13 protein-coding genes are annotated in these 17,286 nt (G+C 45.6%); 4 read left to right on the forward strand and 9 right to left on the reverse strand.

Annotated features, from left to right (window positions below; translation table 11 throughout):
- Nucleotides 1-60 precede the first annotated feature (60 nt).
- Nucleotides 61-3,435, reverse strand: coding sequence for a transcription-repair coupling factor (mfd, locus tag ABDW33_RS28425; RefSeq protein WP_343693478.1), 3,375 nt, complete (start codon nucleotides 3,433-3,435; stop codon nucleotides 61-63).
- A gap of 207 nt (nucleotides 3,436-3,642) precedes the next feature.
- On the opposite strand from mfd, the gene ABDW33_RS28430 reads away from it, so the two are divergent.
- A complete protein-coding gene (locus ABDW33_RS28430) occupies nucleotides 3,643-4,368 on the forward strand; it encodes an FAD-binding oxidoreductase (RefSeq protein ID WP_343693479.1) in 726 nt (241 codons plus the stop codon).
- Between the two features lie 95 nt (nucleotides 4,369-4,463).
- On the opposite strand, the gene ABDW33_RS28435 is transcribed toward ABDW33_RS28430, so the two are convergent.
- From ABDW33_RS28435 to ABDW33_RS28455, 5 genes are all read right to left on the reverse strand, one after another.
- Nucleotides 4,464-5,894: a glycine--tRNA ligase gene (locus tag ABDW33_RS28435; protein ID WP_343693480.1), complete on the reverse strand. Its 1,431-nt coding sequence runs from the start codon at nucleotides 5,892-5,894 to the stop codon at nucleotides 4,464-4,466.
- Nucleotides 5,895-5,931: 37 nt separating this feature from the next.
- A complete protein-coding gene (locus tag ABDW33_RS28440) occupies nucleotides 5,932-6,882 on the reverse strand; it encodes a YihY/virulence factor BrkB family protein (protein ID WP_343693481.1) in 951 nt (316 codons plus the stop codon).
- A gap of 183 nt (nucleotides 6,883-7,065) precedes the next feature.
- Nucleotides 7,066-7,392 carry a nucleotide pyrophosphohydrolase gene (locus ABDW33_RS28445; RefSeq protein WP_343693482.1) on the reverse strand — a complete coding sequence of 109 codons (327 nt, stop codon included), beginning with the start codon at nucleotides 7,390-7,392 and terminating at the stop codon, nucleotides 7,066-7,068.
- Between the two features lie 52 nt (nucleotides 7,393-7,444).
- The gene (gene dtd, locus ABDW33_RS28450) at nucleotides 7,445-7,897 is read right to left on the reverse strand and encodes a D-aminoacyl-tRNA deacylase (RefSeq protein WP_343693483.1); all 453 of its coding nucleotides are present in this window, start codon (nucleotides 7,895-7,897) and stop codon (nucleotides 7,445-7,447) included.
- Between the two features lie 16 nt (nucleotides 7,898-7,913).
- The gene (locus ABDW33_RS28455) at nucleotides 7,914-9,188 is read right to left on the reverse strand and encodes a hypothetical protein (protein ID WP_343693484.1); all 1,275 of its coding nucleotides are present in this window, start codon (nucleotides 9,186-9,188) and stop codon (nucleotides 7,914-7,916) included.
- Between the two features lie 73 nt (nucleotides 9,189-9,261).
- Between ABDW33_RS28455 and arfB the strand changes: the two genes are divergently transcribed.
- On the forward strand, nucleotides 9,262-9,660 hold the full coding sequence (gene arfB / locus ABDW33_RS28460; protein ID WP_343693485.1) for an alternative ribosome rescue aminoacyl-tRNA hydrolase ArfB: 399 nt from the start codon (nucleotides 9,262-9,264) through the stop codon (nucleotides 9,658-9,660).
- Between the two features lie 25 nt (nucleotides 9,661-9,685).
- The gene (locus ABDW33_RS28465) at nucleotides 9,686-11,206 is read left to right on the forward strand and encodes a polysaccharide biosynthesis C-terminal domain-containing protein (RefSeq protein WP_343693486.1); all 1,521 of its coding nucleotides are present in this window, start codon (nucleotides 9,686-9,688) and stop codon (nucleotides 11,204-11,206) included.
- Between the two features lie 113 nt (nucleotides 11,207-11,319).
- On the opposite strand, the gene ABDW33_RS28470 is transcribed toward ABDW33_RS28465, so the two are convergent.
- Nucleotides 11,320-11,955: an MBL fold metallo-hydrolase gene (locus tag ABDW33_RS28470; protein WP_343693487.1), complete on the reverse strand. Its 636-nt coding sequence runs from the start codon at nucleotides 11,953-11,955 to the stop codon at nucleotides 11,320-11,322.
- A 56-nt stretch (nucleotides 11,956-12,011) separates the two neighbouring features.
- Between ABDW33_RS28470 and ABDW33_RS28475 the strand changes: the two genes are divergently transcribed.
- Nucleotides 12,012-15,431, forward strand: a complete 3,420-nt coding sequence (locus ABDW33_RS28475; RefSeq protein ID WP_343693488.1) for a hypothetical protein — start codon at nucleotides 12,012-12,014, stop codon at nucleotides 15,429-15,431.
- 81 nt (nucleotides 15,432-15,512) lie between these two features.
- On the opposite strand, the gene ABDW33_RS28480 is transcribed toward ABDW33_RS28475, so the two are convergent.
- Nucleotides 15,513-15,887: a diacylglycerol kinase family protein gene (locus ABDW33_RS28480; RefSeq protein ID WP_343693489.1), complete on the reverse strand. Its 375-nt coding sequence runs from the start codon at nucleotides 15,885-15,887 to the stop codon at nucleotides 15,513-15,515.
- A gap of 15 nt (nucleotides 15,888-15,902) precedes the next feature.
- Nucleotides 15,903-17,276 carry a cell envelope integrity protein CreD gene (gene creD, locus ABDW33_RS28485; protein ID WP_343693490.1) on the reverse strand — a complete coding sequence of 458 codons (1,374 nt, stop codon included), beginning with the start codon at nucleotides 17,274-17,276 and terminating at the stop codon, nucleotides 15,903-15,905.
- Nucleotides 17,277-17,286 lie beyond the last annotated feature (10 nt).

The raw sequence follows: 17,286 nt of genomic DNA on the forward strand, positions 1-17,286 counted from the left end.
TAATTGGGATTCGGAGCATATTCTGCTTATGGCCGGAATGCCAGGCAGAGGAAGTAAACTTTATGAACGGGCGTCTTCCATGTTCTTTAAGAAGTTGTACAAATCATTCATGTTGGTAATTTTTGTGGCTACCAGCATAAAGTTTGTTCCCAGTTGTTTCAGCTTCGCATTATTCACTCTCGTCTGTACATAGTTGAGGATATGATCAAACGTAGGTGAAGTAAAATATGGCGAATCAGGATTATTGATGAAATAACAACGCAAAGTCTCACTCTTCAGCATCATCTTCTCAAAACCCAGCTTAATTGCCATCCAGCGACAACGCACCAGGCATAAGAGTTCCAGTACCGGTTCAGGTAGTGGTCCGAACCGGTCTTTCAGTTCCTCTTCAAATGCCACCAGTTTACTTTCCAACGTGATATTATCCAGTTCCTGGTACAGGTTCAAACGCTCCTGTATACTTTCCACGTAACTATCAGGTATGAGTATCTCCAGGTCAGTATCGATGGTACAATCGCTCACATAATCTTTCTTCTCTTCCAGCTGTTCTTTAAAGAGATCCCTGAATTCGTTCTGCTTCAGTTCGCGGATAGCTTCGTCCAATATTTTCTGGTACATATCAAAACCGATATCCGACATAAAGCCACTCTGCTCACCACCTAACAGGTTACCGGCACCACGGATATCCAGGTCACGCATTGCAATCTGGAAGCCACTTCCTAACTCACTATGCTGCTCCAGCGTTTGCAGGCGTTTACGGCTATCAGCCGGTAATGTACTCATAGGCGGTGCCAGCAGGTAACAAAATGCTTTTTTGTTGCTACGGCCTACACGACCACGTAACTGGTGCAGGTCACTCAATCCAAAGTGATGAGCATTGTTGATGATAATGGTATTTGCATTGGGAATATCCACTCCACTTTCTACGATATTCGTACACACCAGCACATCGTATTTGCGATCGATAAAATCAAGAATCACTTCTTCCAGCTGGTGACCTTCCATTTGTCCGTGTGCAGTAGCGACGGATAAGTCAGGACAAAGACCTTTGATCAGGCTGCTGATTTCACCCAATCCTTTCACCCGGTTGTAAACAAAATATACCTGTCCACCTCTTTCTGTTTCGAAGTAGATGGCATCACGTATCATGTCATGATCGAACACGTGTACTTCTGTTTCAATCGGCTGTCTGTTAGGCGGCGGTGTATTGATCACAGAAAGATCTCTTGCACCCATCAGGGAGAACTGAAGCGTTCTCGGAATAGGCGTAGCCGTTAGTGTAAGTGTATCTACATTCAGCTTGATGTGTTTCAGCTTTTCTTTTGCTGCCACGCCGAATTTCTGTTCCTCATCCACGATCAGCACACCGAGGTCTTTAAACTTCACATCCTTGCTCAGCAGGGCATGTGTACCAACGATGATATCTATTTTTCCTTCAGCAAGTCGCTGTAATGTTTCTTTCTTTTCTTTTGCTGATTTGAAGCGGTTCAGATAATCCACTGTACATGGAAAATCTTTCAGGCGTTCTGCAAATGTTTTGTAGTGCTGGAAAGCGAGGATCGTGGTAGGTACCAGGATCGCGGCCTGCTTGCCATCCACAACGGATTTAAAAGCTGCACGTACGGCCACTTCTGTCTTACCAAAGCCAACGTCGCCGCATACCAGCCTGTCCATGGGAGAGGGCGATTCCATATCACGCTTCACATCGGCCGTTGCCTTGCTTTGGTCTGGCGTATCTTCATAGATAAAAGATGCTTCCAGCTCTGTTTGCAGGTAAGTATCCGGTGCATGCTGGAATCCTTTCTGGGCCTTGCGTGCAGCGTACAGCCTAATCAGGTCTTTGGCGATGTCTTTTACCTGTGTTTTGGCCTTTTCTTTCAGTTTATCCCATGCATCACTACCCAATTTATTGACCTTAGGTTCCTGTCCTTCCTTGCCGGTGAACTTACTGATTTTGTGCAGTGAGTTGATGTTCACATACAGGAGGTCATTGTTCTTGTAGATGATACGAATGGCTTCCTGCATTTTACCCCCTACTTCAATCTTCTGTAAGCCACTGTACATACCTACACCATGGTCTATATGCGTGACGAAGTCGCCCGATTGCAATTCGCGCAGGGTCTTCATTGTAAGTGCCTTATTCTTGTTGTACGCCTGCTTTACCTTGTACTTATGATAACGCTGGAAGATCTGGTGATCTGTATAGCATACAAGCTTCAATGAGTGATCAATAAAGCCGTGGCTTACCGGTACGGGTATCGGGTAGAAGGTAAATGTTGCCTTCAGGTCTTCGAAGATGCTGCGCAGTCTTTCGAGCTGGCGGGCATTTTCAGCGAAGATGAAGAGGTTGTATTTATTCTTGTTGTGCGTTTCCAGGTCTTTGATGAGCAGATCGAACTGCCGGTTAAAGACGGGTTGCTCCTGTGTTTCAAAGTTGAGGGGTGTGAATGGACGGTTGGTTTCTTCCCACCAGAGTTTATGGCCGAAGTTGATGCAGTGCCTTTGCAGGATCTGCTGCATGAGGGTATGTGCTTTTACAAAATCCGCCTCCTTCAGTTCCATTGTCTCATCCTCGTCAATTTTTACCTGCTGGCCGGATTGCAGGAATGCGTCGAGTTTTTCTTCCAGTTGTAAAATAACGTCCTGTACATAACCGGGATCTTTCATCCAGACAACGGTATTGGCAGGCAGGAATTCCAGCAGGGAAGTTTTCTGATGGTCCAGGCTATGGGTATCCATATTGGCGATCAGGGTTACCTGTGTGAGTTTGCGTTCACTGAGCTGGCTTTCCGGATCGAAAATGCGGATAGAGTCAATATCTTCTCCGAAGAGTTCAATACGGTAAGGTTTTTCATTACCAAAAGAGTAGATATCGAGGATACCACCGCGCAGGGCGTACTGTCCGGGTTCGTAAACGAAGTCAGTGAAGCTGAATCCCCAGCTGACAAGCCTTTCCAGCAGGTCATCCACTTTGAGCACATCGCCTACTTTCAACTGGACCATGTTGGTATTGAAAGCGACGGAGGCAGCTACCTTTTCCCAGAGGGCTTCCGGGTAAGTGACGAGGATCTTTTTATGGATACTATCGCCGGAGAACTTCATCAGGGCTTCAGTGCGGAGCATGCTATGACTGCTGTTCAGATCGCTGAACTGCCCTGCCTTTTTGAAAGAATCCGGGAAGTAGAAGATATCAAGGGCCTGACTGAGTTGTTCCAGGTCGTTATGGAAATATGCAGCCTCTTCTTTATCATTTAAAATGAACAGGTGATTGACCGAAGACGCCAGTTCCCACGCGCCTGCCGCGATAAATGTGGGGGTGCTACCGGTTAATCCTGTTAGTTGGAAATACTGTGGATTAGACAAATGAATCCCTTTCACCAGCTGTTGCAGGCGGGTGTCTCGCTGGTACAGTTGTAATACAGCCTGTATATTCATGAGGGGAGCAAAGTTACGAATTATTGGTCATTCTTCTACCTGATGAAAACGGTGATAAGGATAGTGAGTAATTTATACAATGGTGTAAGGGTAATGCTCCTCACTTAGGGGTAGGAGGGAAGGGATCTGTATGTGATTCACCGGTCAATGGTTTAATTGGAGGAGCGGCATTTTTTCGCGATATTTAAGTAACAAATTCCACTAATTATGCAGGACAACTGGCACACTGGTTATGTGACCCGCATAGTGCAGGAGACACATAATACAAAACGGTTCTGGATACAGCTGAGGGAGCTGGAGCGGTTTGATTTTCAACCCGGGCAATTTGTAACCCTGGACTTACCTATTCATGAAGAAAAGAAGAAACGCTGGCGGAGTTATTCTATTGCATCTGCACCGGATGGTACAAATGAGATAGAGTTGGTGATTGTACTGCTGGAGGGTGGTGCGGGAACGACGTATCTTTTTAATGAGGTGAAAGTGGGGAGTACATTTCCGGTGAAGGGGCCGTTGGGTGTGTTTACGTTGCCGCAAACGCTGGACAGGCATTTGTATTTGATTTGTACGGGAACGGGAGTGGCGCCGTTCAGGGCGATGGCGCATCATATCCATACGCACCAGATACCGCATCAGTCGATACATTTGATTTATGGGTGCAGGAAGGAGTGTGATTTGTTATATGCAAAGGAGTTGAGGCAGTTGGAGAAGGAGATGGAAGGGTTCAGTTATAGTCCGACGTTGTCGAGGTGTGAAGATGGGTGGACGGGGAAAAGGGGGTATGTGCATATGATATATGAGGAGCTGTTGGCGCTGCATAGGGAGCCAGCGTATTTCTTTTTATGTGGGTGGAAGAATATGATTGATGAGGCGAAGGGAAAGATATTGGGGATGGGGTATGACAGGCATGATATTCACCAGGAATTGTATGGATAGATAAAATTGTAAAAAAAATGCTGGCACCTACGGTACCAGCATTTTTTTTGGCGATCTTATCATTTGGGCTGACGCCCGGATGATAAGGTCTGGTATTATTCGTTAATCTTGTTCAGCACGATTTCTTTTACTTTTTCCAATGGGATTCTTTCCTGTTCCATGGAGTCTCTGTAGCGGATGGTAACGGTGTTATCTTCCTTCGTCTGATGGTCGATGGTTACACAGAAAGGGGTACCGATCGCATCCTGACGGCGGTAGCGCTTACCGATCGCATCCTTCTCTTCGTAGAAGGTATGGAAGTGAGGCTTACATACATCCATCAGTTCCTTTGCAATTTCTGGTAAACCGTCTTTTTTGGTAAGCGGGAAGATGGCCAATTTGGTTGGTGCCAATTTAGCAGGGAAACGTAATACTACGCGGCTATCTTCTTTACCATCTTTAGTTAGGTCTTCTTCTGCGTATGCATTGCATACTGTGAGGAGGAACATACGATCCAGACCGATAGAAGTTTCGATTACATAAGGAATGTAGTTTTGATTGATTTCAGTATCAAAGTACTGCATTTTCTTCTTGCTGAACTCCTGATGTCTGCCCAGATCGTGGTCTGTACGGCTGTGAATACCTTCAACCTCTTTGAAGCCGATCGGGAATTCAAATTCAATATCTTCTGCAGCATCTGCATAGAATGCCAGCTTTTCGTGTTCATGGAACTTGTACTTAGCCGGATCTGCGCCGAGGCTGAGATGCCATTTCATACGTTCGTTCTTCCAGTATTCAAACCATTCTTTCTGTGTGCCAGGGCGTACGAAAAACTGCATTTCCATCTGCTCAAATTCACGCATACGGAAAATGAATTGACGGGCTACAATCTCATTACGGAAAGCTTTACCTACCTGAGCAATACCAAAAGGTATTTTCATACGGCCGGTTTTCTGTACGTTCAGGAAGTTTACAAAGATACCCTGAGCAGTTTCAGGGCGGAGGTATATTTCACTTGCTTCGTCGGTGACGCTACCTAACTGGGTAGAGAACATCAGGTTGAACTGACGAACATCGGTCCAGTTGACAGTGCCGCTGACAGCACATTTAATTTTATATTCTTCAATCAGTGCTTTCAGTCCTGCCAGATTATCAGCAGATAAAAGGGCATTCATTTTAGCAATCAGCTCTTCTCCTGCAGCGGCATCCAGTGTTTCAGCATGACCTTCGATCAGATGGTCTACGCGGTAACGCTTTTTACTATCCTTGTTGTCAATCATAGGATCGCTAAAACCGTCAACATGCCCTGACGCCTTCCAGGTGGTCGGATGCATAAAAATAGCCGCATCGATCCCCACGATATTATCATGCATCTGGGTCATGCTTTTCCACCAATAGTCGCGGATATTCTTCTTTAACTGGGCTCCATTCTGGCCGTAATCGTATACTGCACTCAATCCATCATATATCTCGCTGGACTGGAAAACGAAGCCATATTCTTTACAATGCGAAATGATCGCCTGGAATTTGTTCTGATCTGTTGCCATAATGGCGCAAATATATATAACTTTTTTGTGCCCGCTCTTATGGTGTCGGGGGCTTTTTTTCTGCCGCTGCCAGATTCGATTCCAGCTCTACCGGGACCTCCTTGTAGTAGACTGCGTACTCATTGGGCCTGATCTGCTCCCCATGGTATTGCACATATACCTGGGTAAACTCAGCCCCAAAGTAGAGGATAATGGCGGAATAGTAGACCCACAGCAGGATGATCACAATACTTCCGGCAGCACCGTAAGCAGTTCCCACCTTGCTGGCACCCAGGTAGAAGCCAATGGCAAATTTCCCTATCATAAAGAGAACGGCGGTAGTCATCGCTCCTACGATGACATGTTTCCATTTGACCCTCGCATCCGGGAGAACTTTGAAAATGATGGCAAACAACAGGGAGATGACCCCAAAAGTGAGGGCCAGGTTGATCACATAGACCAAAACCACCGTCACTTCGGGGAGTAACCGGGCCAGTTGGGAGCTGAATAGCTCGATCAGCCCGTTCAGCGCCAGGGATACCAGCAGGATAAATCCTAAAGAGATCACCATGGAAAAGGAGAGGAGGCGGTTGATCAGTATTTTGAGAATGCCGTTTTTAGGTTTGGCTTTGAGCTGCCAGATAAAATTGATAGAATCCTGGATTTCCCCGAATACACCGGTGGCGCCAAAGATCAGGGTAATGATACCTACTGCGGTGGCCCAGGTAGAGTCACCGGAGAGGGCGGCATTTTTGATCATCTGCTGGATCTGAAGGGCGGCATCATTACCGACAAATGAATTGATTTGCCCATAGATGCTGCCTTCGATAGCATCTTTGCCCAGGAAAACTTCGCATAGTGTGATGATTACGATGAGCATGGGGGCGATAGAGAAGATCGTATAGTATGATAAGGCGGCACTGAGCTTGAGTACCTTGTCGTCCATGAAGTCGCTGAAGGTTTGCTTCAGGATCTGCCAGTATTTCTTAAAAAATCCGGGTTTCTGCATATAGTTGATTTAACAAAAAACCTGCCTAGAGTGGTTTGATTTTATTAACCGGAGCAGTTGCGATTTTTTTAATTAAAGGTTGCGCTAAGCAGTAGCATGTAAAAATGGCTTAGTGCGGTTTTACATAGCACTGCTTAGCGCAGTTTTACACATCACTGCCTGGTGCAGTTTCCCCCTGACCGCTTAATGCAGTTTTTCGTTTTCCTTGTGACGGGTAGCGTCGCGGATATTCTTTTTTTCGAAGTTTTTAGAGAGGGCGTCTGTCATATCAATGCCGGTTTGATTGGCGATTGTAAGGAGCACCCACATCACATCGGCCAGCTCATCGGCGAGTTCTTTTTTCTGGTCGGAGGGTTTAGAAGACTGGTCGCCATATTTACGGGCCATAATGCGGGCTACTTCGCCGACTTCTTCAGTGAGAATAGCCATATTGGTGAGCTCACTGAAATAACGGACTCCTACGGTTTTGATCCATTGGTCAATCTGATCCTGCGCTTCTTTGATAGTCATATTTGGGAGGTTGTGTTTGAAAATTATTCCCGCCGGCTTTACAAGCAATGCGTTATTCTTTATTTTTTGTATCGATCAAAATAGTCACTGGCCCATCATTCAACAGGTCCACTTTCATATCTGCGCCAAAGATCCCGGTAGCTACTGGTTTTCCAAGGTCCTGGCTCACCTGCTGAATCATCTGTTCGTACAATGGCACTGCAATATCCGGCTTACTTGCCCGTATATAGGAAGGCCGGTTGCCTTTTTTCGTGGCAGCGAACAATGTAAACTGACTCACCAATAATATGCCACCATCCACATCTTTTACCGACAGGTTCATTACGCCTTCATCGTCGCCAAACACACGCAGGTTGACGAGTTTATTACTCAACCATACAATGTCCTCTGCATTATCAGCATCTTCAATTCCTATCAGCACCAGCAAACCTGATTGTATACTGCCCGTAACATTGCCATCCACGGACACTGAAGCCCTGGTCACACGTTGTATAACTGCGCGCATAATGTTATTTATTTAGTTACTCCCTGTCTGTAATTTCCATGATATCTTCTGCTTCCAGTTCTGGATAGAAGGTTTCAATTAAGAAATAATAATACAGGTATATCAGTGCAAGATAAAATATAAAGTAATCATTGAAAGCATAAGCCACCGTCAATATATTCAACCCCACTACGATGTATACAAAGGTCTTGCTTGCAGAGAGCTTCAGGTAAGCACCTATTTTGAGCAGGTATAAAACGGCCAGTATGCCGATAGCCACCAGCTGCAATCCTGTGGGTACAAAGAGCATAACGTAAATATTGTATGCTGTGATGACGATACCCAGTACAATCATTGCAATACGTGCATACTGCCGCTTTGTCTGCAGGTAGCCCGCTGCATTTTTCATATGCGTCTCTCTTTTTTCAGGGGAGAAGAAACAGGTGATGGCTGCAATGATATTGACGACCGGCAGCAAATGCGCTAATAACATCCACGGGCTGTACTGGCCGATGGTCAACGCTCTGCCTATAATGACATTGCGTAGCATAATGGCACCTACGTATAAAAAGAAGACAGTGGCAATCATAAAGAGAATACTCATCGGGGTAGATTCTTCCGGCATTTGCCCGCCTTCAAAAAGCAGGCGCACCCGGGTACTCAGGTCACCGATACATCCCATATATGCAAAGAACAGTACCATCCACATGAAGAGATATTCCCACTTTGTATACACCTGTACTTTAGAGGGCAGGCGTTCCAGGAAATGGCGCAGGCGATAACCATTTTCTACCAGGAATATGATCACGTAATAGCACACGACTTTCATATACAGCAGGATCAGTGAAGAGGCAAGGTAGATGCCTTCTTTCATGAAGGTGCCTGTCAGGAGATAGTTACTGCTGAAAGGATTACCGGTTTTGGGCAACAGGTAAAATATAGCAGTTGCCAGCAGCCCGGCAGCGAATTTATTGTCTATCCCCATCAGGTGATAGTGGGTGGTAATGGCCACCAGGTAGGCGGCAAACAGGTTCAGGTGCGATAATGCGCCGGCAGCGGCAGGATTGCCATCGGGCAAATGGCTCATCAATACATGCTGCAGGGAAAAGGCAATGACCGATACCGATACCATGATGAGAAAATCTTTCCAGCGGCGGCTGACAATAAATTCCCAGCTTAGGAGACCTGTGATCGTGAGTGTATTGACTATATAACCCGGTGCATGTGGAATAAAGAGCAGCAGCCATGCGAAGATGGCGATGATCCAGCCGGATTTCAGAACGCGGAGTTGGGCAGGGTTGAAAAATGTCATAGTCAAGGGTTTTAGTGAAAGATTGTACCTTTATTAAATTACAATAATCAGTTATAAAGAAAAGTTAATTTAAATGGACCTCGATCTCACGCCCGAGGTTACTTTCAGAACTGCACGCAGCGGAGGTAAGGGCGGACAAAATGTGAACAAGGTAGAAACGATGGTTGAAGGCTACTTTGATGTGGCAGCATCCCAATTGTTAACCCCCGAACAAAAAACCCTTGTATTAGAAAAATTAGCTCACCGACTCACAGGTGAAGGCCTCCTCCAGGTAAAATCGCAGGAAGAACGGACCCAACTGGGCAACAAGCAGCTGGTCATAAAAAAAATGAACGAACTGGTGCAGAAGGCGATGATCCGACCTAAAAAGCGGGTCGCCACCAAACCTTCCAGGGCTGCCAGGGAAAAACGGCTGAATCTGAAGAAAAAGCAGTCTGACAAAAAACAGCTTCGCCGGAAAGGGCTGGAATAATTATTTTTGATAAAAATACAGGGCATTGAGTAGTATTAAATCACTGGCAGGACAGACCATCTATTACGGCTTTAGTAACATAGCGAGTAAGTTGCTGAATTACTTTTTGACTCCCCTTTACCTGGAATTAATGACCCAGGCAGCATATGGGGAAATGTCTACAGTATATGCCTATGTGCCTTTCATGAATATTATTCTTACGTATGGTATGGAGACCGCCTTTTTCCGCTTTGCGAAGCAGGAGAACAAAACGCAGGTGCTCAGTACCTCCATGCTATCCCTGATTTTTACCACGATCGGTTTTACCATATTACTGCTCCTGCTGCAGGGAACGGTCATTAATTCTTACCTGGGTACACTGGGTGGCCTGAAAGGACATCCCTGGTTTTATACATGGGTAGTATTAATTATGGCATTTGATGCGCTCACAGCCATTCCTTTTGCACAGTTACGACTGGAAAACCGGCCTGTTAAATATGCCATGATCCGCCTGTCAGGTATCCTGACCACCATCTTATTCAATATTTTCTTCCTGGTTGTACTGCCTAAGTTTTCGCCCAACCTTGTGAATAGTGGCAACCAGGTAGGGTTTATTTACATGAGTAATATGCTGGGGAGTGGAGTTACCCTGTTATTATTTTTACCACAGTTGCTGAAGATCAAACCTCAGTTTGATTTAACCCTATGGAAGAAAATACTTAATTACTCCTTACCATTGGTCATCTTCGGGATGGCGGGCATGGTAAACGAGACTTTTGACAGGGCATGGTTCCTGCCGGAGTTTTTGCCGGGCAACAATATGGAGGTGAAGAAGCAGCTGATCGGCATCTATGCGGCTAACTATAAGCTGGCCATTCTTATCACAATGTTCATACAAGCTTTTAAGTTAGGTGCAGAGCCTTTCTTTTTTAAGCAGGCAGAAGGCAAGGACCCACAGAAGATATATGCAAGGATTATGAAATTATTTGTAATCCTATTGTGTTTTATGTTCTTATTCGTGAGTCTTTATCTGAATATATGGAAGATTTTCCTGCGTAAGCCGGTGTACTACCCAGGTATGAAGATAGTGCCGGTGTTGCTGCTGGCAAATATGTTCCTGGGGATATATTATAACCTGACGATCTGGTTTAAACTGACGGACAAGACGAAGAGCGGGGCCGTCATTACGTTGATCACTGCGGCGGCGACGTTCTTCTTTAACTGGTGGTGGATACCGGTTTTCGGGTATTTTGGTGCGGCGCTGGCGACAATGGTCTGTTACTTTATCCAGATGACGATCTGTTATGCATGGGGTCAGCGGCATTATCCGATTCCTTACCATTTACCAAAGATTATCACTTATATAGGAAGTGCAGTGCTGGTGTATTACCTGTTTGATTTACTGAACAGGACAATACTGTCTCCGGGAGACATCTACGCCGCGAAACCGATGAATTTGCTGGTGGCGACCGTGTTATTCCTGGGATATGTGTGGTTTTTATTGAAAATGGAAAAGCGGGAATTTGGCAGGTTGCCGGTAGTAGGGAAGTATATAGCGAAATTATAAATGATAGTGCCCGGATCTGCATGCAGGGAGTGCAGTCAGCTCCGGGCGCGGGCTGGATCCTTCAGGGAATAAGTCGGCTCTTCCCCCTAAAATCCGGGCGTTCGTTTCGCCAATTATAAGAACGGGTTATGTTTCTTCTCATATCCAATGGTCGTTTCCTTTCCATGACCGGGCCAAACACTCACTTCATCCGGCAGTACGAACAATTTTGTCTCTATGCTGTTAAGTAATGTTTGATGATCACCGCCAGGCAGGTCAGTTCGACCAATACTCTGGTAAAAGAGTACATCGCCTCCAATCACAAACTGCTGCTTTGCGCAGTAAAAACATACACTACCAGGAGAGTGTCCAGGTGTCAGCAATACTTCCAGCTCATTGTCTCCGAACTGTATTTTCTCCCCATCCTCCATGTACCTGGCAGGAGCCGGAGAAGCCTCAAAAGGCACCCCGTACATCTGACCCAATTCCGGTGAGCGCTCCAGTACGACCGCATCCAGCTGGTGGATCTCAAGCCCCACGCCGTATGTATCTGCCACCAGCTTATTACCAAAAATGTGATCCAGGTGACAATGAGTATTCAACAAGCGGGTAACTTTTAATCCCTCTTTTTCGATATATGTTAGTAATTCTTTTCTTTCCGACTCAAAATAACAGCCAGGGTCTATAATTATACATTCTTTTTTTTCGTTTATGAGTAAATAGGTATTTTCCTGAAACGGATTAAAGGTGAAATGTTTGATTTCAAGCATTGTTACCGATTTTTGTTACTTTTAATTAAGAACGCAATATTATCAATACTTTCTGTATGAACAGACTTATTACCAGGTTATTATTTACCGGTACCCTATTACTTGGCCCGTTTCTCCTCATGGCGCAGACGAATAGCGTGGAATTTGGACAGAACCGCATACAGCATAAGAATTTTAAATGGCGTTATTATCAAACCAGCCATTTCAATACTTATTTCAGCCAAAACGGTCTTGAGTTGGGAAAATATGTCGCTCAGGTTGCAGAAAAGGAGTTACCCCAGCTGGAAGAGTTTATGGAGTTTACCTTCCGTCAGAAGGTCAACATCATTGTATACAACTCCTTTGGGGAAATGAAACAATCCAATATAGGCATTGGCGTAGAATGGCAAAATACCGGTGGTGTTACCAAGCTGGTGGGTAATAAGCTGATCGTATACTTTGATGGTAATCATGAACACCTGCGCTCTCTCATCCGCCAGGGTATTGCCCGTGTGATGCTCGAAAATCTCCTGTTCGGAGAAGATATCGGGGAGTTCGCGGGTAATGCGGTATTGATTGACTTTCCTAAGTGGTACACAGATGGATTTATTGCATATGCTGCGGAGAACTGGAATACGACCCTTGATGATCAACTCAAGGATGCGATCCAGTCTAACAAATATAAAAACTTCTACCAGTTTGCCTACGATCAACCGTTGCTCGCTGGCCACGCGTTCTGGTATTATGTAGAAAGTAAATATGGTAAAGACGCTGTTCCTTACCTCATGTATATCTCCCGCATCAACAGGGGTCTGAAAAGAGGTTTTGAGCAGGTGCTGAACACCAAACCTAAAGCTGCCCTGCAGGATTTCTTTGTTTACAATACCAAACGCTATCAGGATGATAACCGCCGCCGTCGCCAATCGACCAGGGGCCGTACTATCGCCGTAAAAGAACTGGGAAAGACCGATTACTTCCGTTTCCAGGCCAACCCCAAGAATGCCAGTTTTGCGCTTGTTTCCTATACCAAAGGATTCTATAAAGTTCAGCTGCAAACCGGCGAAGACAAACCCACCACATTGCTGAAAAACGGGGTGCGTATGCAGGCCAATCAAATGGACCCGAACTATCCACTGCTGGCATGGAACCAGAAAGGTAACCGCCTTGCTATTGTGTACGAATCGGAAGGGATGACCAAGCTAATGGTATACGACCTGATCACCAGGACAAGAATGAAATATGACCTGAATAAATTCGACAGGGTGATCGATATGAAGTACTTCTTCGAATTTGATAACTCCCTGTTGCTTTCTGCAGTAAAAAATGGTCATACCGATATCTACGTTTACAGTATTAACAAGAATAGTATTGAACAGATCACGAACGATGTGTATGATGACCTCGATCCTTCTTTTGTAGCCTTCCCTGGTAAGAGCGGTATCATCTTCTCTTCCAACAGGCCTTCACCGACTGCAAAAGGTGGTGATACTACCCTGCCTGCAGGTCATTATAACATTTTCCTGATTGATAACTGGAACAAGAGCGCGGACAAGCAGATCACCCAGCTTTCCAACATGAAATACGGTGATGCCCGTAACCCGCTTCAATATAATACCACACACTTCACGTTTGTATCTGACGCTAACGGTATCCGTAACCGTTATGCCGGTTTCTTCAAGACGGAAAGAGCTGGCGTGGATTCTCTTTTCTTCGTTGGTAATGAAATCCTGCACAACCCGGATCCACTGGAACTGGATTCTGCCCTGCAGGAATATGGCGCCAGTGCACCTGATAGTGTAATGGCCGTATCTATTACAAAAGATTCTACATATACTTTCCCGCTGAGCAACTATTCTTACGGCATCAAGGAAACAAGAGGTGCCGGCGACCAGAGTGAGGTATCTCAGGTGATCCAGCAGTATGGATATAAGATCCTGCAAAAACTGAAAGTGGATACAGTGGCACTGAAAAAGCGTAATGTGAGCGATCGCCCCACTGCTTACCGTGCTTATATGATGCACCAGGATAGTATCAAATTGGGCTTGCCTACCTATCAGCAGGCACCAAAGAAAGATACGGTGAAACATAACGACTTCTTCCAGAGTGAGTTTGCCAATGATCCTAAGGATACGGCAGCGAACAATCCGGCGGGGAACAATGCGGCCGCAGATATGTCAGGCAATGGCAACCCGATTAAGCTACCGGTTGAGCCGCTGCTGAAGAAAGCCAAACTGCTGCCTTATAAGTGGAAATTTGCGTCTGACTACCTCATCCTGCAACTGGATAACTCTGTGTTGGTGAATAAATATCAGCCATTTACAGGCCAGCCTTCCGGTCCAATCCAGTTGTCAGATCCGTTGAATGGTCTGATCCGGCTGGGTGTGAGTGATATGATGGAAGATGTCAAAATCAATGGTGGTTTCCGTATTCCTTCTTCACTGGATGGTACAGAGTACTTCCTTTCTGCTTCTTATCTGAAAAAACGTTTTGACTATAAATTCACTTACTATCGTAAGGTGGCGAAATATACCGGTATTGGTGTAGATAGCTCTGGTAACGTATTGATCGAATACCCAGCCAAAATGAAAACCAACCTGTGGCAGGGAGAAATGAAGTATCCATTTGACGAAGCCAGGAGCATTCGCCTGCAGGTAGGATACCGTGTAGATAAATTTGTGATTGCGGCTTCTGATCAGAACTCGCTGAAAATGCCTGATTACACTGATAAGTATGTACTGAGCCGGCTGGAATATGTGTATGATAATACGATCAATCCTGCCATCAACATCTGGCATGGTACGCGATATAAGATCTATGGTGAAGCCTGGGCGAAAGTAGCGGGTAATATCAATCAGGTATTTAATACTACGGACCCGACCGGAAAGGGTAGGTTTACTTATAATATGGGTATCGATGCCCGTCACTATGAGTCTATCTATCGCAACTTCATCTGGGCCACCCGTTTCTCTGCCGACTTATCATGGGGTGACAGAAAGCTGTTGTATTATTTAGGTGGTACAGACAACTGGCTGAATCCTAAGATCAATACGCAGAACCCTGTTGCTACAAATGCAAGTTATGCTTATCAGACGCTGGCTACGCCACTGCGTGGGTATAAGCAGAATGCAAGGAACGGTAATAATGTGATGGTGTTTAACTCGGAGTTACGTTTGCCAGTGTTTGCAACATTCCTGCAAAGGCCGATTAACTCGGCATTGCTGAGGAACTTCCAGCTGACACAGTTCATTGATATTGGTACTGCGTGGAATGGTAAGCTGAGTTTCAAGGATGCAAATTATACGTACTATAATGGCAGTGATGGAACGATTACTGTGAAAGTGAAAGATGGTTTCCTGGGGCCGTTTGTAGGAGGGTATGGATTTGGTGCGAGAACGACGATTGCGGGGTATTTCCTGAGAGTGGATGCGGGATGGCCTGCGATCGGATTCTTCAGAGGAAAACCAATCTGGTATTTCGGTATGGGGGTTGACTTTTAATTCATTTGATAATATTGCAATAAAAAAGCTTTTGCCTTAGGCAAAAGCTTTTTTATTTACAGGTGGCTTCCCCGAACAAGGCTATATGCAGATCTCATGGCCAATGATTAAAGGGATAAAGATGATTGCACCGACTGCCAGTGCAATGATTGCGGCAATCAATACGGCGCCTGCGGCAACGTCTTTTATCCATTTCACCCGAGGATGATAATCGGGTGCTACATGATCCATGACCTTTTCAAGGACGGTATTGAGCATTTCGGTAATCCAAACCATCCCTATCACCATCAGCAGGGCGATCCACTGCATGGCTGTGACATGAAAATAGCATCCGGCGGCGACAACGATGATGGTCGCTATGAAATGCAGCAGGGCATGTGGTTCAGAGCGTACGAACGCAATGATTCCGGCAAATGCAAATCCAAAACTGCGCAGTCGTTTCTTGAGATAACTCATATGTTTACAGCAAGCTTAATCATTTCCTTTCAACTCTTTCCATCTGATTCTACGGCTAAAGTACATTACAATAGCGAGTATAATGAATAATCCCAGGCTACCCATCAGCAAAGCCTGATCTTCGGAACGGATAATAACATAGATAAATCCATAGAGGATGATGAGTACACCACCTATGCCACCGGCAATACGGTAGTTGTTAAAGATACTGGCTGTGTATGCAATGACAAGGCCAATGGTCATCAGGCTGGCGATCAGGTAGGCGATGCTGAAGTTCAGCTGTTCTGCCAGGGCGATTAACAAGGTATAGAAGATACACAGGGCAAACCCGATCAGGATATATTGTAAGGGATGGACAGAGAAACGCTGGAGTAATTCAATAAAATAGAAAACAAGGAATGAAAGGCCGATGATGAGGACAGCGTATTTAACAGCACGGGTCGATTGCTGATAGCCATCTACCGGCAGGAACAGTTTGATACCAAAATCTGCCGTGCGCAGGTTGACTTCATCCAGGGTAGTCAGGGACTGCGGGAAGTTGCGATTCAGGTGAGATACCTGCCATGCAGCGGTAAAGCCGGTATTTTGAATGGTGGATTTAACAGGGAGAAAGGCCCCATCAAATTGGGGATTCTTCCAGTTGGAGGTAATATTGACATCGGTGGTTTTACCGACAGGGGAGAAGTAGAGGACACCGGAACCACGGAGGTCGAGGTCGATAGAGAAGTCACCTGCTGTCCAGCCACTGTCTGTTTTGGTGAGGGGTATTTTTGCCTGCATGCCATTGTGGAAGACACTTTGAATCATCACACCGGGGCTAAAGATGTGGGACTGGCCATTGAGTTGCATTTCCGGCTGGTTGCTGATGCCTCTCAGGTCGTCGACGCCAACAGCAATGACAGCTTCATTGACCAGGAAGCGATCTGCAGGGATGCTTGTATTAATCGCTGCGAAGTTACCGTTGATCTTTAAGTGGGAACTATATACAGCTGTCTGGTAAATACCGCGATGGCGGGTTTCAGGCAGGAGTTCACCATTAATACTGAGTTTATCTGGAAGGAAAAGCGCGTAAGAGCGATGGTTCGCAGCACCACGGGCGGAAGTATCGATGAAAGGTACAATGATAATGGGGCCCGTGAAGGTTTGTGAACCGCCCCATTTGCTACTGATTTCGCTGGTAGCTTCATCGCTTCGCTGTTCTCTTTCCTGAATCAGCTGCATGATCTGGCTGGTAGGAATGAGCAGCAGGTTGACCAGTACGAAGATGGTAAATGCTTTGATAGCGTAGGCATAACGCTTGATAAAGGATGGTTTTTCTTTGGAAAAATCCTCCCTTGGGTCAGGAGAATGGCTCTCCTGTCCTGCATTTGCAAGATGTTGATGTTCCATGATTGTTTTA

The organism is Chitinophaga sp., assembly GCF_039596155.1.
GTDB lineage: Bacteria > Bacteroidota > Bacteroidia > Chitinophagales > Chitinophagaceae > Chitinophaga.

Bases quoted from the DNA above. Each gene is read 5' to 3' on its own strand.
- ABDW33_RS28445 (WP_343693482.1), bottom strand. From the start codon at position 7,392: ATGACTATCAAAGAAGCGCAGGATCAGATTGACCAATGGATCAAAACC.
- ABDW33_RS28475 (WP_343693488.1), top strand. From the start codon at position 12,012: ATGAACAGACTTATTACCAGGTTATTATTTACCGGTACCCTATTACTT.
- ABDW33_RS28480 (WP_343693489.1), bottom strand. From the start codon at position 15,887: ATGAGTTATCTCAAGAAACGACTGCGCAGTTTTGGATTTGCATTTGCC.
- dtd (WP_343693483.1), bottom strand. From the start codon at position 7,897: ATGCGCGCAGTTATACAACGTGTGACCAGGGCTTCAGTGTCCGTGGAT.
- ABDW33_RS28440 (WP_343693481.1), bottom strand. From the start codon at position 6,882: ATGCAGAAACCCGGATTTTTTAAGAAATACTGGCAGATCCTGAAGCAA.
- ABDW33_RS28455 (WP_343693484.1), bottom strand. From the start codon at position 9,188: ATGACATTTTTCAACCCTGCCCAACTCCGCGTTCTGAAATCCGGCTGG.
- creD (WP_343693490.1), bottom strand. From the start codon at position 17,276: ATGGAACATCAACATCTTGCAAATGCAGGACAGGAGAGCCATTCTCCT.
- mfd (WP_343693478.1), bottom strand. From the start codon at position 3,435: ATGAATATACAGGCTGTATTACAACTGTACCAGCGAGACACCCGCCTG.
- ABDW33_RS28430 (WP_343693479.1), top strand. From the start codon at position 3,643: ATGCAGGACAACTGGCACACTGGTTATGTGACCCGCATAGTGCAGGAG.
- arfB (WP_343693485.1), top strand. From the start codon at position 9,262: ATGGACCTCGATCTCACGCCCGAGGTTACTTTCAGAACTGCACGCAGC.
- ABDW33_RS28470 (WP_343693487.1), bottom strand. From the start codon at position 11,955: ATGCTTGAAATCAAACATTTCACCTTTAATCCGTTTCAGGAAAATACC.
- ABDW33_RS28435 (WP_343693480.1), bottom strand. From the start codon at position 5,894: ATGGCAACAGATCAGAACAAATTCCAGGCGATCATTTCGCATTGTAAA.